This window comes from Streptomyces barkulensis, from assembly GCF_002843305.1.
GTDB classification, from domain to species: Bacteria; Actinomycetota; Actinomycetes; order Streptomycetales; family Streptomycetaceae; genus Streptomyces; species Streptomyces barkulensis.
On sequence record NZ_PGSG01000006.1, the window covers coordinates 16,820 to 35,654 of the forward strand.

Annotated in this window: 23 protein-coding genes and 1 pseudogene; 13 read left to right on the forward strand and 11 right to left on the reverse strand. The window is 70.4% G+C overall.

What is annotated here, in order from left to right; all coding sequences use genetic code 11:
- Positions 1 to 234 precede the first annotated feature (234 nt).
- A complete protein-coding gene (metG, locus tag CUT83_RS00475; protein WP_101253893.1) occupies positions 235 to 1,851 on the forward strand; it encodes a methionine--tRNA ligase in 1,617 nt (538 codons plus the stop codon).
- Between the two features lie 102 nt (positions 1,852 to 1,953).
- Here the strand turns inward: metG and CUT83_RS00480 are convergent, their stop codons facing one another.
- The 3 genes from CUT83_RS00480 to CUT83_RS00490 are packed head-to-tail and all read right to left on the reverse strand — an operon-like array spanning position 1,954 to position 4,532.
- A complete protein-coding gene (locus CUT83_RS00480) occupies positions 1,954 to 3,147 on the reverse strand; it encodes a methyltransferase domain-containing protein (RefSeq protein ID WP_241524757.1) in 1,194 nt (397 codons plus the stop codon).
- Complete coding sequence (gene tgmB, locus CUT83_RS00485) at positions 3,144 to 4,184, reverse strand: ATP-grasp ribosomal peptide maturase (protein ID WP_101253894.1); 1,041 nt, start codon at positions 4,182 to 4,184, stop codon at positions 3,144 to 3,146. Before tgmB ends, CUT83_RS00480 begins: the two co-directional genes overlap by 4 nt.
- Before the next feature lie 6 nt (positions 4,185 to 4,190).
- Entirely contained in the window at positions 4,191 to 4,532 is a 342-nt protein-coding gene (locus CUT83_RS00490; RefSeq protein ID WP_240958109.1) for a hypothetical protein, read from the reverse strand.
- A gap of 273 nt (positions 4,533 to 4,805) precedes the next feature.
- Between CUT83_RS00490 and CUT83_RS00495 the strand changes: the two genes are divergently transcribed.
- Entirely contained in the window at positions 4,806 to 5,729 is a 924-nt protein-coding gene (locus tag CUT83_RS00495; protein WP_101253895.1) for an MBL fold metallo-hydrolase, read from the forward strand.
- Positions 5,730 to 5,804: 75 nt separating this feature from the next.
- Here CUT83_RS00495 and CUT83_RS00500 read toward each other — a convergent pair whose 3' ends face one another.
- A complete protein-coding gene (locus CUT83_RS00500) occupies positions 5,805 to 6,392 on the reverse strand; it encodes a TetR/AcrR family transcriptional regulator (protein ID WP_101253896.1) in 588 nt (195 codons plus the stop codon).
- A 91-nt stretch (positions 6,393 to 6,483) separates the two neighbouring features.
- On the opposite strand from CUT83_RS00500, the gene CUT83_RS00505 reads away from it, so the two are divergent.
- The gene (locus tag CUT83_RS00505; protein ID WP_101253897.1) at positions 6,484 to 7,326 is read left to right on the forward strand and encodes an alpha/beta fold hydrolase; all 843 of its coding nucleotides are present in this window, start codon (positions 6,484 to 6,486) and stop codon (positions 7,324 to 7,326) included.
- A gap of 100 nt (positions 7,327 to 7,426) precedes the next feature.
- Here the strand turns inward: CUT83_RS00505 and CUT83_RS00510 are convergent, their stop codons facing one another.
- Positions 7,427 to 7,906 (reverse strand): hypothetical protein, encoded by a 480-nt coding sequence (locus CUT83_RS00510; RefSeq protein WP_143688451.1) that lies wholly within the window; start codon positions 7,904 to 7,906, stop codon positions 7,427 to 7,429.
- The gene (locus tag CUT83_RS00515) at positions 7,903 to 8,334 is read right to left on the reverse strand and encodes an ATP-binding protein (protein WP_101253899.1); all 432 of its coding nucleotides are present in this window, start codon (positions 8,332 to 8,334) and stop codon (positions 7,903 to 7,905) included. Before CUT83_RS00515 ends, CUT83_RS00510 begins: the two co-directional genes overlap by 4 nt.
- Before the next feature lie 252 nt (positions 8,335 to 8,586).
- Between CUT83_RS00515 and CUT83_RS00520 the strand changes: the two genes are divergently transcribed.
- From CUT83_RS00520 to CUT83_RS00530, 3 genes are read left to right on the forward strand one after another with little or no spacing between them, the layout of a single operon-like run.
- Positions 8,587 to 9,441, forward strand: a complete 855-nt coding sequence (locus CUT83_RS00520; protein ID WP_101253900.1) for a helix-turn-helix domain-containing protein — start codon at positions 8,587 to 8,589, stop codon at positions 9,439 to 9,441.
- Positions 9,442 to 9,452: 11 nt separating this feature from the next.
- Complete coding sequence (locus CUT83_RS00525; protein WP_101253901.1) at positions 9,453 to 9,653, forward strand: DUF397 domain-containing protein; 201 nt, start codon at positions 9,453 to 9,455, stop codon at positions 9,651 to 9,653.
- A 23-nt stretch (positions 9,654 to 9,676) separates the two neighbouring features.
- Positions 9,677 to 9,877 carry a DUF397 domain-containing protein gene (locus CUT83_RS00530; RefSeq protein WP_101253902.1) on the forward strand — a complete coding sequence of 67 codons (201 nt, stop codon included), beginning with the start codon at positions 9,677 to 9,679 and terminating at the stop codon, positions 9,875 to 9,877.
- Between the two features lie 232 nt (positions 9,878 to 10,109).
- Here CUT83_RS00530 and CUT83_RS00535 read toward each other — a convergent pair.
- A pseudogene (locus CUT83_RS00535) lies at positions 10,110 to 10,655 on the reverse strand (IS3 family transposase); the annotation flags it as partial.
- Between the two features lie 337 nt (positions 10,656 to 10,992).
- On the opposite strand from CUT83_RS00535, the gene CUT83_RS00540 reads away from it, so the two are divergent.
- A complete protein-coding gene (locus tag CUT83_RS00540) occupies positions 10,993 to 12,612 on the forward strand; it encodes an endonuclease NucS domain-containing protein (RefSeq protein WP_101253904.1) in 1,620 nt (539 codons plus the stop codon).
- A gap of 149 nt (positions 12,613 to 12,761) precedes the next feature.
- Positions 12,762 to 12,986: a DUF397 domain-containing protein gene (locus CUT83_RS00545; protein ID WP_101253905.1), complete on the forward strand. Its 225-nt coding sequence runs from the start codon at positions 12,762 to 12,764 to the stop codon at positions 12,984 to 12,986.
- A gap of 72 nt (positions 12,987 to 13,058) precedes the next feature.
- Here the strand turns inward: CUT83_RS00545 and CUT83_RS00550 are convergent, their stop codons facing one another.
- Positions 13,059 to 13,703 carry a hypothetical protein gene (locus CUT83_RS00550; RefSeq protein WP_143688452.1) on the reverse strand — a complete coding sequence of 215 codons (645 nt, stop codon included), beginning with the start codon at positions 13,701 to 13,703 and terminating at the stop codon, positions 13,059 to 13,061.
- A gap of 166 nt (positions 13,704 to 13,869) precedes the next feature.
- The gene (locus CUT83_RS00555; RefSeq protein ID WP_101253907.1) at positions 13,870 to 14,250 is read right to left on the reverse strand and encodes a winged helix-turn-helix transcriptional regulator; all 381 of its coding nucleotides are present in this window, start codon (positions 14,248 to 14,250) and stop codon (positions 13,870 to 13,872) included.
- A 121-nt stretch (positions 14,251 to 14,371) separates the two neighbouring features.
- Between CUT83_RS00555 and CUT83_RS00560 the strand changes: the two genes are divergently transcribed.
- Together CUT83_RS00560 and CUT83_RS00565 are read left to right on the forward strand one after the other, a co-directional pair.
- Positions 14,372 to 14,779: a RidA family protein gene (locus tag CUT83_RS00560; RefSeq protein ID WP_101253908.1), complete on the forward strand. Its 408-nt coding sequence runs from the start codon at positions 14,372 to 14,374 to the stop codon at positions 14,777 to 14,779.
- A 106-nt stretch (positions 14,780 to 14,885) separates the two neighbouring features.
- Complete coding sequence (locus CUT83_RS00565; RefSeq protein WP_206282654.1) at positions 14,886 to 15,350, forward strand: macro domain-containing protein; 465 nt, start codon at positions 14,886 to 14,888, stop codon at positions 15,348 to 15,350.
- A gap of 102 nt (positions 15,351 to 15,452) precedes the next feature.
- Here CUT83_RS00565 and CUT83_RS00570 read toward each other — a convergent pair whose 3' ends face one another.
- On the reverse strand, positions 15,453 to 15,920 hold the full coding sequence (locus CUT83_RS00570; protein WP_101253909.1) for an NUDIX hydrolase: 468 nt from the start codon (positions 15,918 to 15,920) through the stop codon (positions 15,453 to 15,455).
- A gap of 149 nt (positions 15,921 to 16,069) precedes the next feature.
- Complete coding sequence (locus tag CUT83_RS00575) at positions 16,070 to 16,642, reverse strand: TetR/AcrR family transcriptional regulator (RefSeq protein ID WP_101253910.1); 573 nt, start codon at positions 16,640 to 16,642, stop codon at positions 16,070 to 16,072.
- Positions 16,643 to 16,751: 109 nt separating this feature from the next.
- Between CUT83_RS00575 and CUT83_RS00580 the strand changes: the two genes are divergently transcribed.
- From CUT83_RS00580 to CUT83_RS00590, 3 genes are all read left to right on the forward strand, one after another.
- Complete coding sequence (locus tag CUT83_RS00580) at positions 16,752 to 17,636, forward strand: NAD(P)-dependent oxidoreductase (protein WP_101253911.1); 885 nt, start codon at positions 16,752 to 16,754, stop codon at positions 17,634 to 17,636.
- Positions 17,637 to 17,863: 227 nt separating this feature from the next.
- Entirely contained in the window at positions 17,864 to 18,061 is a 198-nt protein-coding gene (locus tag CUT83_RS00585; protein WP_101253912.1) for a hypothetical protein, read from the forward strand.
- Positions 18,031 to 18,813 carry a hypothetical protein gene (locus CUT83_RS00590; RefSeq protein ID WP_240958105.1) on the forward strand — a complete coding sequence of 261 codons (783 nt, stop codon included), beginning with the start codon at positions 18,031 to 18,033 and terminating at the stop codon, positions 18,811 to 18,813. The genes CUT83_RS00585 and CUT83_RS00590 overlap by 31 nt, the downstream gene beginning before the upstream one ends.
- Positions 18,814 to 18,835: the final 22 nt, after the last annotated feature.

The window sequence follows — 18,835 nt, forward strand, 5'->3', positions numbered from 1 at the left end:
GCGGTAAACGCAGGGTGAATGCGACCGGTGGAATCGGCAGGCCCGCCGGCGGCCGTCCGGCGGTCGCTCGACGGCCTGCCGGCGCGTCCGCCGTGGCCGGATCCGTACGGTCGCCGCACCGGCACACCCGGTGCCGGCAGCCCCCGCACCGCCCTTCCCCCGGCCCTCCCGGCGCCCCCGCGCGCGGCGATATCCGGACCGGCGGCACGGCCCCGGACCGTTAGGATTTCTCCCATGGCGGCCACTGGAAAAGAGCAGCAGGGGGCGAAGGCGTTCTACGTCACGACCCCCATCTACTACGTCAACGACGCTCCGCACCTGGGCCACGCCTACACGACCGTCGCAGGCGACGTGCTCACCCGCTGGCACCGCCAGCGCGGCGAGAAGGTGTGGTACCTCACCGGCACGGACGAGCACGGTCAGAAGATCATGCGCACCGCCGAGGCCAACGGGGTCACCCCGCAGGAGTGGTGCGACAAGCTCGTGGAGGAGGCGTGGAAGCCCCTCTGGGAGCACCTGGAGATCGCCAACGACGACTTCATCCGCACCACGCAGCAGCGGCACACCGCCCGCGTCCAGGAGTTCGTGCAGGACCTGTACGACAAGGGCGAGATCTACAAGGGCGAGTACGAGGGCCCGTACTGCGTGGGCTGCGAGGAGTACAAGTCCCCCGGCGACCTGCTGGACGGCGAGGGTGAGTGGGCGGGCGAGAAGCTCTGCCCGATCCACAAGAAGCCCGTGGAGATGCTCCAGGAGGAGAACTACTTCTTCAAGCTCTCCGAGTACGGGCCGAAGCTCCTGGAGCACTACGAGAGGCACCCGGAGTTCATCCAGCCCGAGTCGGCGCGCAACGAGGTCGTCAACATCGTCCGCCAGGGCCTGGAGGACCTGTCGATCTCCCGCTCCACCTTCGACTGGGGCGTGAAGATCCCCTGGGACGACAAGCACGTCATCTACGTGTGGATCGACGCCCTGATGAACTACGCCACCGCCGTCGGCTACGGCTCCGACCAGAGGAAGTTCGAGGAGACCTTCCCCGCCGACGTCCACCTGGTGGGCAAGGACATCCTCCGCTTCCACGCGGTGATCTGGCCCGCGATGCTGATGGCGCAGGGCCTGCCGCTGCCGGGGAAGGTCGCCGCCAACGGCTGGCTGATGGTCGGCGGCGAGAAGATGAGCAAGTCCAACCTGACGGGCATCTCGCCGCAGCAGCTCACCGAACACTTCGGCGTGGACGCCTACCGCTGGTACTTCCTGCGCGCCATCGCCTTCGGCCAGGACGGCTCCTTCTCCTGGGAGGACTTCACCCACCGCTACACCAGCGAGCTGGCCAACGACTACGGCAACCTCGCCTCGCGCGTGGCCGCCATGGTGAACAAGTACTTCGACGGACTGCTGCCCGAGTCCAAGGCCGACGGCGAGGCCGAGCAGGCGATCCGCGACGGCATGGCCAAGGCCGTGGCCGAGGCCGACCGCCGCATCGGCGAGGAGCTGGACTTCGCGGGCGGCATCGCGGCGGTCTTCGACTTCGTCAAGCAGGTCAACGGCTACCTCACCGAGCAGGAGCCGTGGAAGGTCGCCAAGGACACCTCGCCCAAGGCCCAGGAGCGGCTGGCGACGATCCTCTACACCGCCGCCGAGTCGCTGCGCGCCTGCGCCGTCCTGCTCAACCCGGTGATGCCGCGCACCTCCGGCCTGCTGTGGGACTCCCTCGGCGCGCAGGCCCCGCTGGGCGCCCTGGCCGACCAGCGCGTCCAGGACGCCGGCGCCTGGGGCCTGCTCCCGGCCGGCACCCGGGTCACCAAGGGCCCGGCGCTCTTCCCGCGCCTGGAGGAGCCCAAGGGCGCGTAAGGCCGCTCCCGGACGCCTCGCTCACCGGCCCCCGGCCGCCCCGCTCCTGCGGGGCGGCCGGGGGCCGCGGCGTGTCCGGCCCTCCGCCGGGGCGCCGGGCGCTCACAGCTCCCAGGTGTGGGTGCGGCCGGCGGGGGAGGTGTAGGACATGGTCTGGCCCCGGGGTGTGACGCGGACGGTGAACCACTCGCGGCGGGGCCGGTTCAGCTCCCGCCAGCGCCGGTGGGCGCGCTCGACCACCGCCCACAGGTCCCGGGGTCCGGCGGCGGCGACCGCCGCGCCGGCGCGCCCGTCCCCGTGGTCGCTCACCCGTGCGCGGGAGCCGTCGGCGGGGTCGTACAGGACGGTGGTGTGGGTGCCGTCGGCGGCGCGGTGGTGTTCGCGTTCGATGCCGGGCCCCAGGTGGAGCTGGGCGAAGAAGGAGAACGTCCAGTCGTCCAGCACGCTGCCGGACAGCGGCGTCTCCCGGCTGCGCCCGCCTTCCGCCCAGGACGGAGGCGGTGCCGGGCGGGGGCCGGACAGCAGCGGCATGAAGGCCGCCGGGGTGTGCAGGAGGTGTCCGGCGGCCGTGCCGTCCGCGAGCTTGGTCAGCCGGGCCAGTGCCCCTCCGGCCAGCGTCCCCTTGAGCGGGACCACCATGATCCCGCCCGTCGCGCACTGGTCGGTCCAGGCGGCGGGCACGCGCCGTACCGAGCAGGTGGCGATGATCCGGTCGAACGGCGCGTGCCCCGGGGCGCCCGCCGCGCCGTCGGCCGTCTCCACCACCGGCGACATCCCCAGGCCGCCCAGCCGCTCCCGCGCCGCGGCGGTGAGGCGTTCGGAGACGTCCACGGTCACCACGTTCTCCGTACCGGCCAGCCGGCACAGCAGCGCCGCGTTGTAGCCGGTCCCCGTGCCGACCTCCAGCACCCGCGCGCCCGGCTCGACGTCGAGCGCGTCGAGCATGTCGGCCATCAGGCTCGGCGCGGTCGAGGAGGAGGTGGGCACACCGGTGACGGCCCGCTCCCCCGCGTCCTCCGCGTGGAGCCCGTCCACCTCGGTGATCAGGGAGTCGTCCGCGTACACCCGCGCCGCCCACCCACCGGCGTCCCCGCCCCCGCGGCGGCAGGGCAGGAAGCGGTCGCCGTCCCGGCGGTAGAAGACCGGGACGAACCGGTGGCGCGGCACGTTCAGGAAGACCTCGGCCAGCCGCGAGGAGAGCACCACACCGCCCTCGTCCATCCGCCGCACCATGTCGACCCGCGCCTCGACGAGCTCCCCGCGTTCCCCGTGCTCGCCGCCCCCGTGCGCTCTCACGTCTCTTTCCCTTCCAGCCAGTCGGCGACGGCGGCCGTGATCGGCAGCCCGGTCGCCTGCTCCACGAAACCGAACTGCCCGCTCGGATTGATCTCCAGGAAGCACCATCGCCCCTCGGGGGTGACGACGAAGTCGAACGCGCCGTAGGGCAGGCCGAGGGTGTCCATCATCCGGCGCACTCCGGCCGCGACGGCGGGCGGCGGCTCGCACAACCGGTATCTGTGGCTGTCGTAGTCGCTGCGCCAGTCCACGTGTCCGGCCGGCGAGTCCGCGTGGATCTCGGCGGCGAACAGCCGCCCGCCGACGGCCGTCAGCCGCACCTCGTACGCCTTGGGCACCCATTCCTGGAACAGGTGCGCCGTGGTGGCGACGTCCGGGTGGCCGAGTTCCGCGGGGCCGACGATGCTGGTGTAGACGGCCGCCGACCTCCCGCCGACGGCGCCGCGCACGGGGGTGAAGGGCTTGAACACCACCCGGCCGCTGGCCTCCTCACCGAACTCCCTGGCCACGCCGGGGTCGTTGGTGATCAGCGTGCGCGGCACGGACAGCCCGGACTCGGCCGCGACGCGCAGTTGCAGCGGCTTGTACTCGGCGTCGGCCGCCCGGCCCGGGGGCGGCAGCCACCGCACCGGCAGCGCCGCCAGCAGCCCGCCGAAGCCCCGCCGGGCCTCCCGTTCGGCCACCCTGCGGGCGTCCGGCGACATCCCGTCGGGGAAGCGGGGGCGGGCGGGCCTGCGGTAGTAGACGCTGCGCACGTCCCGCAGGTCCAGCGTCCGGCGCCCGGTGCGCAGGGTGCCGCTCCACGCCTTCCCGGCCGCATGCCCGCCCTCTCCGGCCCGACCGGCCTCCTCGGTCCTCCCGCCGAGGCGCGCGGCCAGCGACAGCCTCAGCGGGAAGTCCGCGACATCGGTGCGGAAGACGGGCACGGCCCGCCGGTTCAGCTCCTCGACCACCAGGTCCGCGGTGGGGTCGAAGCGGCCCGTCAGCACCAGGACCGTCCCGGAGGCGGTCGTCCCGAGCCGTCCGTCGTCGGTCACCGGCCGTCAGTCGTCGCTCGGGCCGGGGTCGTCCGGCGCGTCCATCTCGCCGGTGGGCTCGGTGGGACCGAAGGTCTTTGGCGGGTTCCTGGTCATGAACACCCCCGGCGGAAGGCCCTGGTAGACGCCGGTCTGCGTCTCCTCGTCGTAGGCGATGTCCCGTGGCAGCACACCTCCCGAACCGGTGGTGGCGGTCAGGAACCGGAAGGCCAGCGGCGCCGGGCCCCGCAGAGCGGTCAGGTCCGGCAGGTCCGGGGCCGTCCCCCGGTCCAGCGGAAACCTGTCCTCGGGCCTGTCCAGGACCAGGCCCGTCCCGGTGCGCTCACCGGGCATAAATGTCATGGTCATGACTCCCCCTTCGCTTCGGAGGGACGGAAACCCCCCTTTGGGTTTTCTCCGCCCGACGGCGGCCGTAAGCCGGTTTTCCGGCCATAGCCCGGCCCGTACAGGCCAACGAACCGGCAGGCGTCCGGTTTCGCGCACCGTTCCCGCCGGATCCCGTGGAGGGCCGGACTGCGGCTGACCGTGCGGGACCTTTCGCCCCCTTCCCCCGGCCGCACGGCGTGGGATACCCCTGGGGCGGGCGTCCGGTGGGCGGGCGCGCCGGGGAGAGGAGCGGACATGGCCGGGGAGCGGTTAGCGGACGGCTGGCGGGTGGACGAGCGGTGCACGAACTGCGATGTGGCGAGGCAGCTCGCGCCCGGTCTGATCGGCGAGGAGGGCGGCCGCTCGGTCGTGCTGCGCGAGCCGTGCGACCGGGCCGAGGCGGAGCGGCTCCACGCCGCCGCGCACGCCTGCCACACCCGGTCCGTCCATCCTCCGGGCGGGCGGCTGGAGGAGGTGCCCGACCCGTTCCCGATGCCGCTGGACGCCGGGGACGGCACGGACGGCCCGGACGACCCGGGCGGCGCCGTGTACCTGTGCGGGCACAACTCCCGGCAGACGGCCGGCGCCAACTCCTATCTGCTGCGCCGCCCCGACGGCACCGTGATGATGGTGGACACCCCGCGCTGGAGCCCGTCGCTGGCCAGGCGCTACGAGAAGCTGGGCCCCGTCACCGACGTGCTGCTCACCCACCGCGACCACGCCGCGCACGGCCGCCAGTACGCCGACGGCTTCGGCGCGCGGCTGTGGATCCACGAGGGCGACCTCGACTCCGCCCCCGACGCCGACCGCGTACTGCGCGGCACCGACCCGGTGGAGATCGCCGACGGCGTGGTCGCCCACCCCCTGCCCGGGCACACCGAGGGCAGCGTGCTCTATCTGGCGGACGACCGGTACTGCTTCACCGGCGACAGCTTCCACTGGTCGCGCACCACGGGCGACATCGAGGTGTTCGACACCGTCACCTGGTACTCCGTCGAGGAGCTGGCCGCCTCCCTGGAGCGGGTGGCGGGACGGATCAGCTTCGAGTGGCTGCTGCCCGGCCATGGCGACCGGCGGCACCTGCCCGCCGGTGAGATGGCGGAGCGGCTGCGGCGACTCGCCGTCCGCACGGGGGAGTTGAGGCAGCGGTCGGTCGACTTCAGGGCGATCCGCTGGTGACGGTCCCCCGGCGGGCGTACAGCACGGGCGGCCCCGGCGGCCGGTGACGCACGCCCGCCGGGGCACGCACGGCGCTCACGCCGTCGCGGCCGGCTCCCCGGCTCCGTCCAGTGCGCACCGGATGAGGGTGTCGGCGGCGGCGCGGGCGTGGCCCGCCATGTCCGGGTCCTGCGAGATGGCGGCCGTGGTCTGGGCGCCCTCGGCGAGCAGTACGAGCTGGGGGGCGAGGTGGTCCGGGCCGCCCGCGGCGCGGACCAGTCCGGCCACCTCGCGCCGGAAGGACTCCTTCTGCTCGCGCACCGCCTCGGCGACCCGGTCGCTGCCGCCGCCCAGTTCGCCGAACACGTTGATGAAGGCGCAGCCGCGGAAGTCGTCCTCGCGGAACCAGTCGGCCAGGAAGTCGAAGACCGCCAGCAGCCTCTCGCGCGGCGTCCCGGCCCCGTCGACCGCGCCGGCGATGCCCGCGTTCCAGCGCTCCGTGCGGTGCCGCAGCACGGCGATGATCAGCTCCTCCTTGGAGGGGAACAGCGCGTAGATGCGCTTGAGCGAGACGCCCGACTCGCCGCGGACGGCGTCCATCCCGACGGCCTGCACCCCCCGGGCGTAGAACAGCCGGTCGGCGGCGGACACCACCCGTTCGCGCGCTGTCTGCTCATCGATCACGAGAACTCCCCTTGCCAAGAGAACCAACGTTCTCTACTGTAGTCGACAGAGCCGGAGAACGAACGTTCTCCGCAGCGGAGAGGATGCTCCCATGGGCTACGTCAAGGTCGGCAGCGAGAACACCACCGACATCGAGCTGTACTACGAGGACCAGGGATCGGGTCAGCCGGTCGTCCTCATCCACGGCTACCCGCTCAGCGGCCACAGCTGGGAGCTCCAGACCAGGGAGCTGCTGGCGGCCGGGTACCGCGTCATCACCTACGACCGCCGCGGCTTCGGGCAGTCCAGCAAGGTCGGCGAGGGATACGACTACGACACCTTCGCCGCCGACCTGAACACCCTGCTGGAGACGCTGGACCTGCGCGACGTCATCCTGGTCGGCTTCTCCATGGGCACCGGCGAACTGGCCCGCTACGTCAAGAACCACGGCCACGAGCGGGTCGCCAAGCTGGCCTTCCTGGCCTCGCTGGAGCCGTTCCTGGTGCAGACCGACGACAACCCCGGCGGGGTGCCGCGCTCGGTGTTCGAGGGCATCGAGGAGGCCGCCCGCGCCGACCGCTACGCCTGGTACACCCAGTTCTTCAAGGACTTCTACAACCTGGACGAGAACCTCGGCAGCCGGATCAGCCAGGAGGTCGTCACCGCCAACTGGAACACCGCCACCTCCTCCGCGCCCGTCGCCGCCTACGCGGTGGTCCCCGCCTGGATCGAGGACTTCCGCGAGGACGTGGCCGCCGTCCGCGCCGCCGGCAAGCCCTCGCTGATCCTGCACGGCACCGGCGACAACATCCTGCCCGTCGACTCCACCGGACGCCCCTTCCACAAGGCCTTCCCGGAGGCGGAGTACGTCGAGGTGGACGGCGCGCCGCACGGCCTGCTGTGGACGCACGCCGCCGAGGTCAACGAGGCGCTGCTGGCCTTCGTCGGCAAGTGACCGCCCGGCGAACGGTTCGGGTGCGGGGTCCAGGGGCCGGGCTCGCCGCGAGGCGGGCCCGGCCTCCGGGCGTCGGGGCCTCCGGCACCCGGGTGGGGCATCAGCGCAGGGCGCGGGCGGAGAGCCGGTAGCGCAGGCCGTCCCCGTCCGGCGCGGTGAGGACGTGGAGGCCGCCGTCCTCCAGGACCCGCAGGGCCTCGCGGTCCGCGACCCCGTCCAGCGGCCGGCGCCGCAGGACGGCGGCGGGGTCCGGCCCGCCCGGGTCGTACGGCCGGCCGGGCTCGCATGGGCGGACCGTGCCGGGCGCGGCCCAGGGCACGTCCGGAGGCGGGTCGATACGGTCGGCCAGGCGCGGGGCCTGGGCCCGTATCCAGCGCAGGGCCTGGCGGGGGCTACGGGCCCGGTGGCAGTCGAGCAGCCACTCGCGGTGGGTGTCCGCGTCCAGGACGGTGACCTCGCACCACACACCGCCGACGCCACCGGAGTTGCGGGCTGCGGCCACGGCGAATCCGGTCAGCGCCGCGCTGACGGTCATGATCAGCGCGCCCAGGCACAGGGCGGTGAAGTCCATCGCGCTCACGTCCCCTCGCGCGAGGCGCGCAGCTCGAACCAGACCCGTTTCCCGGCCGGTTCCGCCCCGCCGGTCCAGCTCACACCCCAGGCGTGGCTGAGTGTCTCCACCAGGAACAGCCCGCGCCCGCCGGTCTCGTCCCCGGCCGCCTGACGCGGGCGGGGCACGCCGCTCTGGTCGCCGTCCCACACGGAGACGACCGCGCCCAGCCGCGTGACGGCGGCCCCGACCCACAGGTGCGGTACGCGGGTGTGCACGACGACGTTCGTCACCACGTCGCTGACCAGCGTGCGGGCGGTGTCCAGCAGCCCGTGGTGTCCGGCGGCGCACAGCCACGCCGCGACCGCGTCGCGGGCGACTCTCGGGGTGGTGGGCAGGGCGGGCGCGGTCAGCCGGTAGACGGCGGTGGCGGGTCTGCCGGGTGCGGTCACGGTCATCTGCGTCTTCTCCCAACGCGGTTCGTCTGCGGTTCGCTGCGGAGCACGCGCGCCCACCACCGTGGCTCGGCCGCCCTCCCCCGCCCGCGCCGGTACGCGGACAGGGGAGGCCAACTGCACTGCGGGTTCACTGGTGTTCACGCTGCGCTACCGAGGACCATAGGGCACTCGGGATAAACATGACTACCGATTCACGAGGATCCATGTGGATCCCCTTGGACCACTTCACTCGTAAGAGGGCAGACTGTCGCCATGCCACCGAGGACAGTGACGACCGCCCGGCAACGGCGACTTGGCACCGAGCTGCGCAAGATGAGGGAGGCGGCCGGGTACAACGCCCGCGAGGCCGCCGCGATCCTCGGCATCGACCACACGAAGATCAGCCAGGTCGAGACCGCCCGCTTCGGCGTCAGCGCGGACCGGGTGCGGTTCCTGGCCAGCGCCTACGGCTGCGAAGACCAGGCATACGTTGAGTCGCTCGTCTCGATGGCCAAGGACCGCACCAAAGGCTGGTGGGAGAAGTACCGGGGCACCTTGTCGCCAGGATTCCTGGACGTTGCGGAACTGGAGCACCATTCCGCATACCTGCACACGTACCAGATCGCGCACGTGCCAGGAATCGCCCAGACGGAGGAGTACGCGCAGGCGGTATTCGACTTCGGATCCCCATACAGGCTTTCGAAGGAACAGAAGGAAGCACGGGTCGAGCATCGAATCCAACGCGCAAATATCTTGGACCGAGAAGAACCTTTCGAATACAAAGCCTTGGTGCACGAAGCCGCCCTGCACATGCGTTTCGGCGGCAGAGAGGTGACTCGTTCACAGCTTGACCACCTGGTGGACATGTCCGAGCACCCCAGGTTCTCGGTGCGCGTGATTCCGTTCGAAGCAGATGGCTTCGCCGGATCGGGGCAAGCCGTGCTGTACGCGGGCGGCCCGGTCGAGCAACTCGACACCGTCCACTTGGACTCAACGCTCGGCCCGGTTTTCCTTGATGCGGACACCCATCTAAAGGCTTACCGAAGCATGTTCTCCAGGATGGAGAAAAGAGCCTTGAGCGCCAGGAAGTCACGAGACTTCATCAGAGAAGTCATCCAGCAGCTTTGAGAGGCGGAGGAATGCTTGAGCAGGCGTGGCAGAAGTCTTCTTTCTGCGGCGGAGAAGGCGGGAACAACTGCGTGGAGCTTCGCTCCGACGCCGGAGCGGTCCGGCTCCGCGAGAGTGAGCGGCCCGGACAGACCATCGCCGCCACGCCCGCCGCGCTGCGGGCGCTGATACTCAGCGCCAAGGCGGGCGACCTAGACCACCTCACACACTGACTCCCCGGGAGGGCGAGCCGGACATGTCCGCACCCATCGAGTGGCACAAGGCGACCTTCTCCGAAGGCGAAGGCCCCAACTGCATCGAGATCGCCCGGGACGGCGATCGCGTCCTCATGCGCGAGAGCAGCAAGCCCGACGAGATCGTCGTCACCACGCCCGCCAAGCTCGACGCCTTCCTCAAGGGCATCAAGGCCGGCGAGTTCGACCACTTCGTCGACTGAGCCCCGAACCGGGCTGACGCGGGACCCGCCCGCGTCAGCCCCGCCCACACCCCTCACGGACAAGCGGCGGGCGGGACCTCACTGTGGCAAGACCCAGCGGGGACCATCCGGATCCCGAGCCAGACATACTGGGACTCGGCGGTCACGGTGATGCCGGCGGCTTGCCGCTGGCTGCCCACCTCTGTCACCCGACACCCCCTGTGACTGAACCGTTCCGGGTTCGGTAGAGACCTCAGATGTTGGTTGTGAGCTGGGGTTTCGTGGTTGTCAGGTAGTGGTTGGCTTCGTATTCAGCGGGCGGGATGTGCCCTATCTCACCGTGGAGCCGGGTGTGGTTGTACCAGTCGGTCCATTCGGCGGTGGCCAGCTCGACCTGGGCGAGGGATCGCCAGGGCCGCTGCGGCTTGATCACCTCGGTCTTGAAGAGGCCGATCGTGGACTCCATCAGCGCGTTGTCGTACGCGTCGCCGACCGATCCGATCGAGGCGGCGATGCCGGCCTTCTCCAAGTGTTCGGCCAGCGCGAAGGACGTATATTGCGATCCCGCGTCCGAGTGATGCACCAACTCGCCAGATCGGGGCGGGTGTTGGTCGCGGTCGCGTTGCCACAGCCCCATGTCCAGGGCGTCCAGGACGAGCCGGGTCTGCTTCGTGGTCGAGGCGGACCAGCCGACGATCCGGCGGGAGAAGGTGTCCACGACGAAGGCGACGTAGACGACGCCGGAGAACGTGGCGACATGGGTGAAGTCGACGACCCAGCAGCGTCTCGGTCGTGCCGATGCCGAGCTTCGCGGCGACCGCTTTCATCGCGGCCCACTCGGTGTTGTAGTCGGGCCGCACCTCGGCGACCATCCGCACCGCACGACGGCGCAGCTCAAGCGGGTAGGGGGAAGGACGTGCCATGACTCGGTCCTCTCAAACGATCGAGTCCCTACCGAACCCGGAACGGTTCAAACCTCGATCTTTCGTGAGGGTCCGCTATCTCGACACCCACTGGTTCATGAACTACCGGGAAAGCGACTGAACCCGCCGCCCCCTCTCTGTCATCGTCGTGTGAGACGTCCCGGAACGTCCCACCCCAAGGCCCTTGTCAGCCCTACAGTTTAGTCTTCGATCATGCGACCACCTCTCGAGAACATTCTCCGCAATGCCCTCGTGCAGAACCTGGAGCTGATCGAGCCAGGGCTCCGGCCGGTTCAGTTCGAGGAGTACCCGCTACCCAACGCACATGGCACCAGGGGCAGCATCGACATCTTGGCCCGTGATCGCCATCAGATGTGGGTGGTCATCGAGCTCAAGCGGTCCCGGTCCAGCGCGCGGCAAGCCCTGCACGAGGTCAACAAGTACACCGAACTTCTCTGCCGGGAGAAGAACCTTGCGCCTGATCGCATCCGTGCGGTGATCGTCGCCATGCCGGATGACTGGGAGGAGCTCCTGATCGCCGTCAGTCATGCCGCGCGCGACTGGAGTCATGATCTTCGCGGGTACCGACTGCTCTTGGACAGCGAAGGCACCCCCATCGGGACCGAGCGGGTGGAGCTCCTGCCCAGGGCGTTCGAACCCCGCATCACCCCCATCCACAACCTGTTCTTCTTCGCCACGGAAGAACAGCGTGAGCAGGGCTGGAGGATCATAAGTAAGGTCGCGGACGAGTTGGGAGCACTCGACCTGCTGGCAGCGGATTTGGACAGGGTAGCGGAGAAGCACTACATCCCCGCTCCCTTCGGCCTGTACCTGGCGGTGGGCCGGGTGGACGAGGAGCTCGCCGCTGCGGATCTCCTGGGTGGTTACGACGGGCCGGAGCCGTTTGCCGACGAGCACCAGGCGGAGTACCTGGCCCTTTGTGAAATCTGTAACCGTCTTGCGCGCAGCAAGCTGCGTGGAATGAACATGAAGTCCGCACGGCCAGGGCTGTTGAAGAATCTCCGCGACGACCCCAACTGGGCTATCCAAGGCTTCCGAGGCACCGGTGCCTACGACGAAACAGCCGCCTTCGAACAGCAGGACCTGTTTCGCTTCCTTACCGGGGACGAACGAGGAGACAGTCAGATCCTCTACACGGGTACCGCCAGCCCGCAGGTAGCCAACCGCTGGAAGGCTTTCCGGCAGGAGACTCGGCAGAGCCTGGCCGGCAACCACGAGTGGGAGTCACTCGTGGACGGCTGGCTCGACGAAGTGGGCCCGAAGGTCGGTGAGGGAGACGTCGGATTGCACGTCTACAACCCCTGTGACCTCCTACAAGCAATAATCCATGGGTGGCCGGACCGCATGGAGAATCTCCTGCCCATGGTCATGGGCGAAGCCGTACCCCGCCAAGGGCTACGGCACTCGGTACGTGGCGCCCTGTGCTGGAACGGCCGGGGCATGTCGTTGCCCGATGCGGTACGGCTCGTGTACCGAGACCCGCTGTTCCTGGTGAGCAATATGTACGCGGGAACAGTATGGGAACACGACCGAGAGCTCTTGGATCTCCTGGGGCTGCACTACGTGCTCCTGGAGAAGATCGGACCCGTTGAGTCCGAGGCGACGGTGGCCGACGAGCACCGCATCTGGATACATCAAGATCAAGGAGCTCGCGTCTACTCCTCGGACACGGACCCTCGCGGGTACGCGCAGGCGTACGCAAGCATTGCGGCTGATGGGGAGATCGTCTCGATCGGACAGTACCTCAACAGGCATTCCCACGAGGTGGAGCTGATCGTCCGGGAGCACCGCTCCTTCGTTCATGGCGTCTAACCTCGATATTTCGTGAGGGTCCGCCGACGGAGTCGGCGGACCCTCACGAAATATCGAGGTTAAGAGACCGTTGTACTCCAACATTGCGTCGTGGGCCTGTGACGCAACGCCCGCGATCCCCGATGGCCCCTCGCACTCCTTGGTCTCGGATGATCACAAACCGGACGCAACACGACTACGCCGAGGCCCTGATCGAGTGGTACGCCGCATCCTGCGGCGGCGGCAACAACTGCATCGAGATCGCCCGGGACGGCGATCGCGTCCTCATGCGCGAGAGCAGCAAGCCCGACGAGATCGTCGTCACCACGCCCGCCAAGCTCGACGCCTTCCTCAAGGGCATCAAGGCCGGCGAGTTCGACCACTTCGTCAACTGATCGCCGCGCGGGGCTCCGGGAGGAGCCCCGCCGCTTCCCCGTCCCGCCCCGGCGGACCGGCCCACCGGGCCGTCAGCGCGCCGGGCCCTCCACCACGGGCTTCAGCACCTGCGACGCCTCCCGGTCCGATATCTGCGCGTACACCTTGTCCGGTGTTCCCGAACCGCCCTGCCGGTAGCCGATCTTCGACGGGCACTGCGGTTGCGGGGTCCTCGTGATGGTGTCCACGACACGTCCGGTGCGCAGCTCGTAGACGGTGTAGGTGAACGTCTGGGAGTACATCGGGTAGCTCTCCCGCGGATCCAGCCGGCCGGACTCCGCGTACTCGCAGTCGCGCTCCCGCTCCTCGCCCCGTTCCCCCTTGCCGCAGGCCAGCAGTTCGATCTCCGAGACCGGGGTGGTCTTCGACAGGTCCGGCAACCCGTCGAAACTCACGTGCTCCTGCAGCACCGTGCCGGTCATCACGTCCTTGTCGGTCCGGTATCCGGAGCGGAAGACGGCCGTGCGATGTGGTCCGTCACCCGAGTACCTCGCCGCCCCGGGGTGCCCGTCCCCGATCTCCGAGCACAGTTCGGAGAGCTGGACCACGGTCCTGATCCTCTCGGTCCCCGGCTCCGGGGAGGAGGCGTCGGTCTTCCCTCCGGAGTCCCCCGAGCAGGCGGCCAGTGCGGCCAGCAGCCCGCAGGCGGCGAGTGGAGCGGTTACGCGTCGTGCCATCGGCATGAGACCTCCCAGTCCCCGTCGCGCCCACGGCACGCGCCCGTGAGCCCCCGTCAGGGGGGCCGCCCTGCCGTGGGCGGATTCCGCGGCCAACCTGTCCGCACGCGAGCGTAGCGAACGCCCCACAGGCAGATGAGTGATCCCAAATCCCTTATCAGGGAAGTCAGTTGTCGAAGCGGCTGCGGGCCGCCTCGATGTGGTCGAGGTAGCGGTGGGTCCAGTCGCACATCACGTCCACCGCCTCGCGCAGGGCCCGGCCCGGCTCGGTGAGGGTGTACTCGACGCGCGGCGGCACGGTGGGGTGCACCGTCCGCTCGACCATGCCGTTGCGCTCCAGCATGCGCAGGTTCTGGGTGAGCATCTTGTGACTGACGCCCTCGACCTCGTCCCGCAGCTCGCTGAACCGCAGGGTGCGCTCCCCGAGGGCCTCGATGATCAGCAGGGCCCACTTGTTGGCGATGTCAGAGAAGATCTCCCGCGCCAGGGTGTCCGCGCGCCGCAGGTCCGCTTCCTCGGGGGAGTCCCCGAACTGCTTGGTCACCATGAGGTTCCCCAGTCACTTATAAGTGCGTTCTTCCAGGTCAGCGCAGACTCTCCTACGGTTTCCGGGTAACCGCAAGTGACCACGGGTGCCCATGGGCGCCCGGACGAGGAGACGGACCGACATGGCCATCACTCTGGTGAACCCCGACGGACTGCCCGCCATCGACGTCTACCGGCAGGTGTCGGTCGCGTCTGGCTCGAAGCTGGTCTTCGTCGCCGGGCAGGTCGCCTGGGACGCCGAGGGGAACACGGTCGGCGCGGGCGACCTGGCCGCCCAGGTCGAGCAGTGCTACCTCAATGTCGCCACCGCCCTGGCCGGGGTCGGCGGGACCTTCGACGACGTGGCGAAGCTGAACGTCCACGTCGTCGACTGGACCCCCGACAGGATGCCCCAGCTCCTGGAGGGGATCTCCCGGGCCGCCGCGAAGCTGGGGACCACCCCGGTCCCGCCGGCCACGCTGCTGGGCGTGGCGGCGCTGGACGTACCCGAGCACCTGGTCGAGGTCGAGGCCACCGCCGTCCTGGACTGAGCGCCCGCCCCGTCGCCTGCCGGACGGCCGTGTCAGACCCGGCTGGTACTCCTGGAAGCGCACGGTCGGACGCGGCATCATCGGCACCAGCGGGGGACTCAGGACAGTGATCACCGAATCCGGCGGCGACCTGCTGCACGACGACGCTCAGGCCCTGGTCAACCCGGTCAACACGGTCGGAGTCATGGGCAAGGGTCTGGCCCTTCAGTTCAAGCGCGCCTTCCCCGAGGTGTTCGACGCCTATGCGAAGGCGTGCGCGGTGGGGGAGGTGAAGCCGGGCCGGGTGTTCCCGGTCTCTCTGGGCGAGGGCCGGTGGGTGGTCAACTTCCCCACCAAGCGGCACTGGCGGGGGAAGTCGCGGCTTCAGGACATCGAGACCGGCCTCGACGACCTCGTGCGCCTGGCCGGGGAACTGGAGTTGACGAGCATCGCCGTTCCCCCGCTGGGCTGCGGCCACGGAGGGCTCCCCTGGCCGCAGGTGCGTTCGTTGATCACCGAGAAGCTGGGCGGCCTCCCCGTAGAGGTGAGGCTGTACGTCCCGCGGAGCACCGCAGAGGGCACGACCGCGTGAAAGCCCCCGCGAGCGGGGGCCGTTCGGCGACCTCGGCGACCCGCTGAGAGGCGCCGTTCACAGCCGCCGGGCAGGCGGGACGGGCGGGGGGCCGGCGGCGTCTCAGTGCTGGATCAGGCCGCCGACCGGGACGGGGGCGACGTGGCCGGTCGGCGGAAGGTCCCGGGCCAGGGCGAGGCCGACGTCGACCAGCGAGGACCGGTGCAGGCCGGTGACCTCGGGGACCGGGGTCCAGACCGACTCGACGATGGCGCCGTCCGGTTCGGGCCGGAGCCGGCCGCCGGTGATGCGGACCCGGTAGAAGACGCCGACGTTCTGGTGCACGACCCCCTTACGCGCGGCGGTCGCGGGAATCACCCGCGAGTCCACGCCCAGCAGGCGGTCCACCACCGCCGAGCAGCCGGTCTCCTCCGCGACCTCCCGGATCACCGCGTCGAACGGGTCCTCCGCATGCTCGACCCCGCCGCCCGGGAGGGTCCAGTTGCTCCCGCCGTCCGGCAGTAGGTGACGGGCGAGCAGCACCCGCCCGTCCTCGATGCACACGGCGTACGCCGCCAGCCGGAAACTCATCCCCACTCCCCCCGCCGGACCTTGTCCGGCTTCCATGGTTCGCACGTCACCACACGGAACGGAACCAGACGAGCGCGAGTGCCGCCAGACCGCACCGTGCCGCACCGGGGACGGGTCACGCGGCGGGCGGCCTCCGCGGCAGCCGGTTCCTAGACCTCGTACGAGCGCACGAGGCGGGCCAGTTGCCGCCCCACCGTCAGCAGCGGCTCCTCGCTGCGGGTGACCTGGGCGGTTACCTCGGCGCCTTCCAGGGCGCCGATGACGGTGGTCGCCAGCTCCCGGGCGTCCTGGGAGGAGAAGCCGCAGCGCAGCAGCTTGTCGGAGACCAACCGCTCCCAGCCGCGCAGAGCTTCGGCGCACACCTGCTGGATCTCCGAGTCGGTTCCGAGTGTCTCCAGGGCGGCGGCCGTGACGGGGCAGCCGTCGATCCAGCCCGACTCGCGCAGATCGCCGGCCAGTCGCCGGGCGCAGGACGTCACCGCCTGCGCCGGGTCGTCCTCGCCGTCCAGTGCCTGCCGCAGGAGCGCCGCGAACTCCTCGCCGCTGTGCCTGATCGCGGCCACGGCGACGGCCTCCTTGCCGCCCGGGAAGAAGTGGTAGACGGAGCCGAGGGTGGCCTGCGCCTCCCGGGCGATCTGCTTGATCCCCGTGCCGACGTAGCCCTGGCGCTGCAGGAGGCGCGCTGCCGCGACGACGATCCGGTCCCGTGTGCTGGTCTGCATGCGGCCACCGTATCGGCCGACTGAGTAGAGCGTTCGTTCCACAGTCGTGGTACCTTGCCGCCACGCTCTGAATAGAGCGTTCGTTTTAGCGAGGGATGGAGATCTCTTCATGAGCAGCACCGAGCAGCAGTCGGTCACCGTCATCGGGCTCGGCCCCATGGGGCAGGCCATGGCCGCGGCCTTCCTGGACCGCGGGTACGCGGTCACCCTGTGGAACCGCACCGCGTCCCGCGCGGACGCCTTAACGGCCCGTGGCGCGGTCCTGGCGCCGAGCGTCGAGGACGCCCTGGCCGCGAACGAGGTGGTGATCCTCAGCCTCACGGACTACGCCGCGGTGTACGACGTGCTGGAGCCCGCCGCGACGGCGCTGTCCGGCCGGGTCCTGGTCAACCTCAGCTCCGACACCCCCGAGCGGGCCCGGGCCGCCGCCCGCTGGGCGGCCGGACGAGGCGCCGTGCAGCTCACCGGAGGGGTCACGGTGCCGCCCTCCGGCATCGGGCAGCCCTCCTCGTCGACCTTCTACAGCGGTCCCCGGGAGGTGTTCGACAAGCACCGGCCGGTGCTCGAAGTCGTGACCGGCCGGACCGAGTACCGGGGTGAGGACCCGGGGTTCGCCGCGCTCTTCTACCAGATCGGCATGGTCATGTTCTGGACCTCCATGCTGAGCTACTGGCAGGCGATCGCCCTCGCCCACGCGAACGGCCTGACAGCGGCCGACATCCTGCCGCACGCCACCGACACCGCGAACTCGCTTCCCGCCTTCTTCGCCTTCTACGCCGAACGCATCGACGCCGGCCGACACCTCGGCGACGTGGACCGCCTGGCCATGGGGACGGCCAGCGCCGAGCACGTCCTGCACACCAACGCCGACGCGGGTGTCGACACCACCCTCCCGGCCGCGGTCGTCGAACTCTTCCGGCGCGGCATGGACGCCGGCCACGCCGGGGACAGCTTCTCCGCCCTGGTGGAGTCGATGAAGAAGGCCGAGGCGTAAGCGCTCTTCTCCGCCCCCTCCGCACGGCACCACCACGGCCCTTCTCCGGCCCTCCCCCGACCCGCTCGACCTCTTCCGCACCCGGTGCGCCGACACCTTGCGGCTCCACAGCCTCTTGAGGCTTTCCGAACCTCGATCGAGTGGTGGACGGGCACCCTGCCCGAAAAGTCTCACAGGGAAGTTCAATGAAACAATTCAATGCAGGCATCACGACAAGGAGGTCCGACGTGAAGTTCCGCCTTGAGGTCGACATGGACGACGCGGCGTCCGCCGAGGAGTCCGCCCGCGAGCTGGGCCGGATCCTGCGGTACTGGGGAGGGAACCTGCATCACTACGCCCTGCGGCCCGGCGACGGCTCGGCCGTCCACGACTCCGGCTACCGCGAGGTCGGCCGATGGAGCATCATCTCCACCGACGGGTCCTGAACCACGCCCGCTCCCCGCCCCGGCCACGTCGAAGAGGAGCCTGTGCCGAAGAACTCCGAGGCAGTGCCCGCCGCCGCGCCGAGGCGGCGGCGCCCGCCCGCCCGCCCGCCCGCAAGCGGGCCGGAATCGGACTCCTGCTGGCGAGTGCCACGGCCCTGTACCCCGCCGTCAGCGGAGACTGGCACCGGACGGCCGCCCGGTTCGAGCACACCAGCGGCCGGGGGCCGCTGCACTCGCACACCGCGCAGGGCGCCACCTCCGTCCACTCTCCCGGGCACACACCGTGGAACGCGACCTTCGGCAGCTACGTGCTGTGCTCGGCGGGCGGTGCGGACGTCGAGATCGAGGACATCCGGTACAGCGCGCCGGTCGGGCCGCAGGACGTGACGTTCGCGCTGCGCACCGTCTCCGCGAAGGACCGGGCCTCCTCCCCGGCCGTCACCCCGGTCGGCGCGGCGCTGGGAAGGCCTCCGAACCTGCACAGCGGCCCCCTCCCCGGCCGCCTCGCCGACGCAGGCGCGGGCAGTCGCGTCACCCAGAGCTGCGCCGACGAGGACGAGGAGGGAGCGGGGTTCACCGAGCTGCTGTTCGTCCTCCGGGTCGGCGAGTCGGGCGGATGGATCGACCGGGCCTGGATCGACTACCGCGTCCACGGCCGTCCGTACACGCTGAGGCTCGACTGGCAGATGATCGCCTGCGGAGACGACGTTCCTCCCGTGAACGGGGACGAGACCTGCGCCGGGGCGGCATAGCCGTCCCCGCACGGGCCGCCCT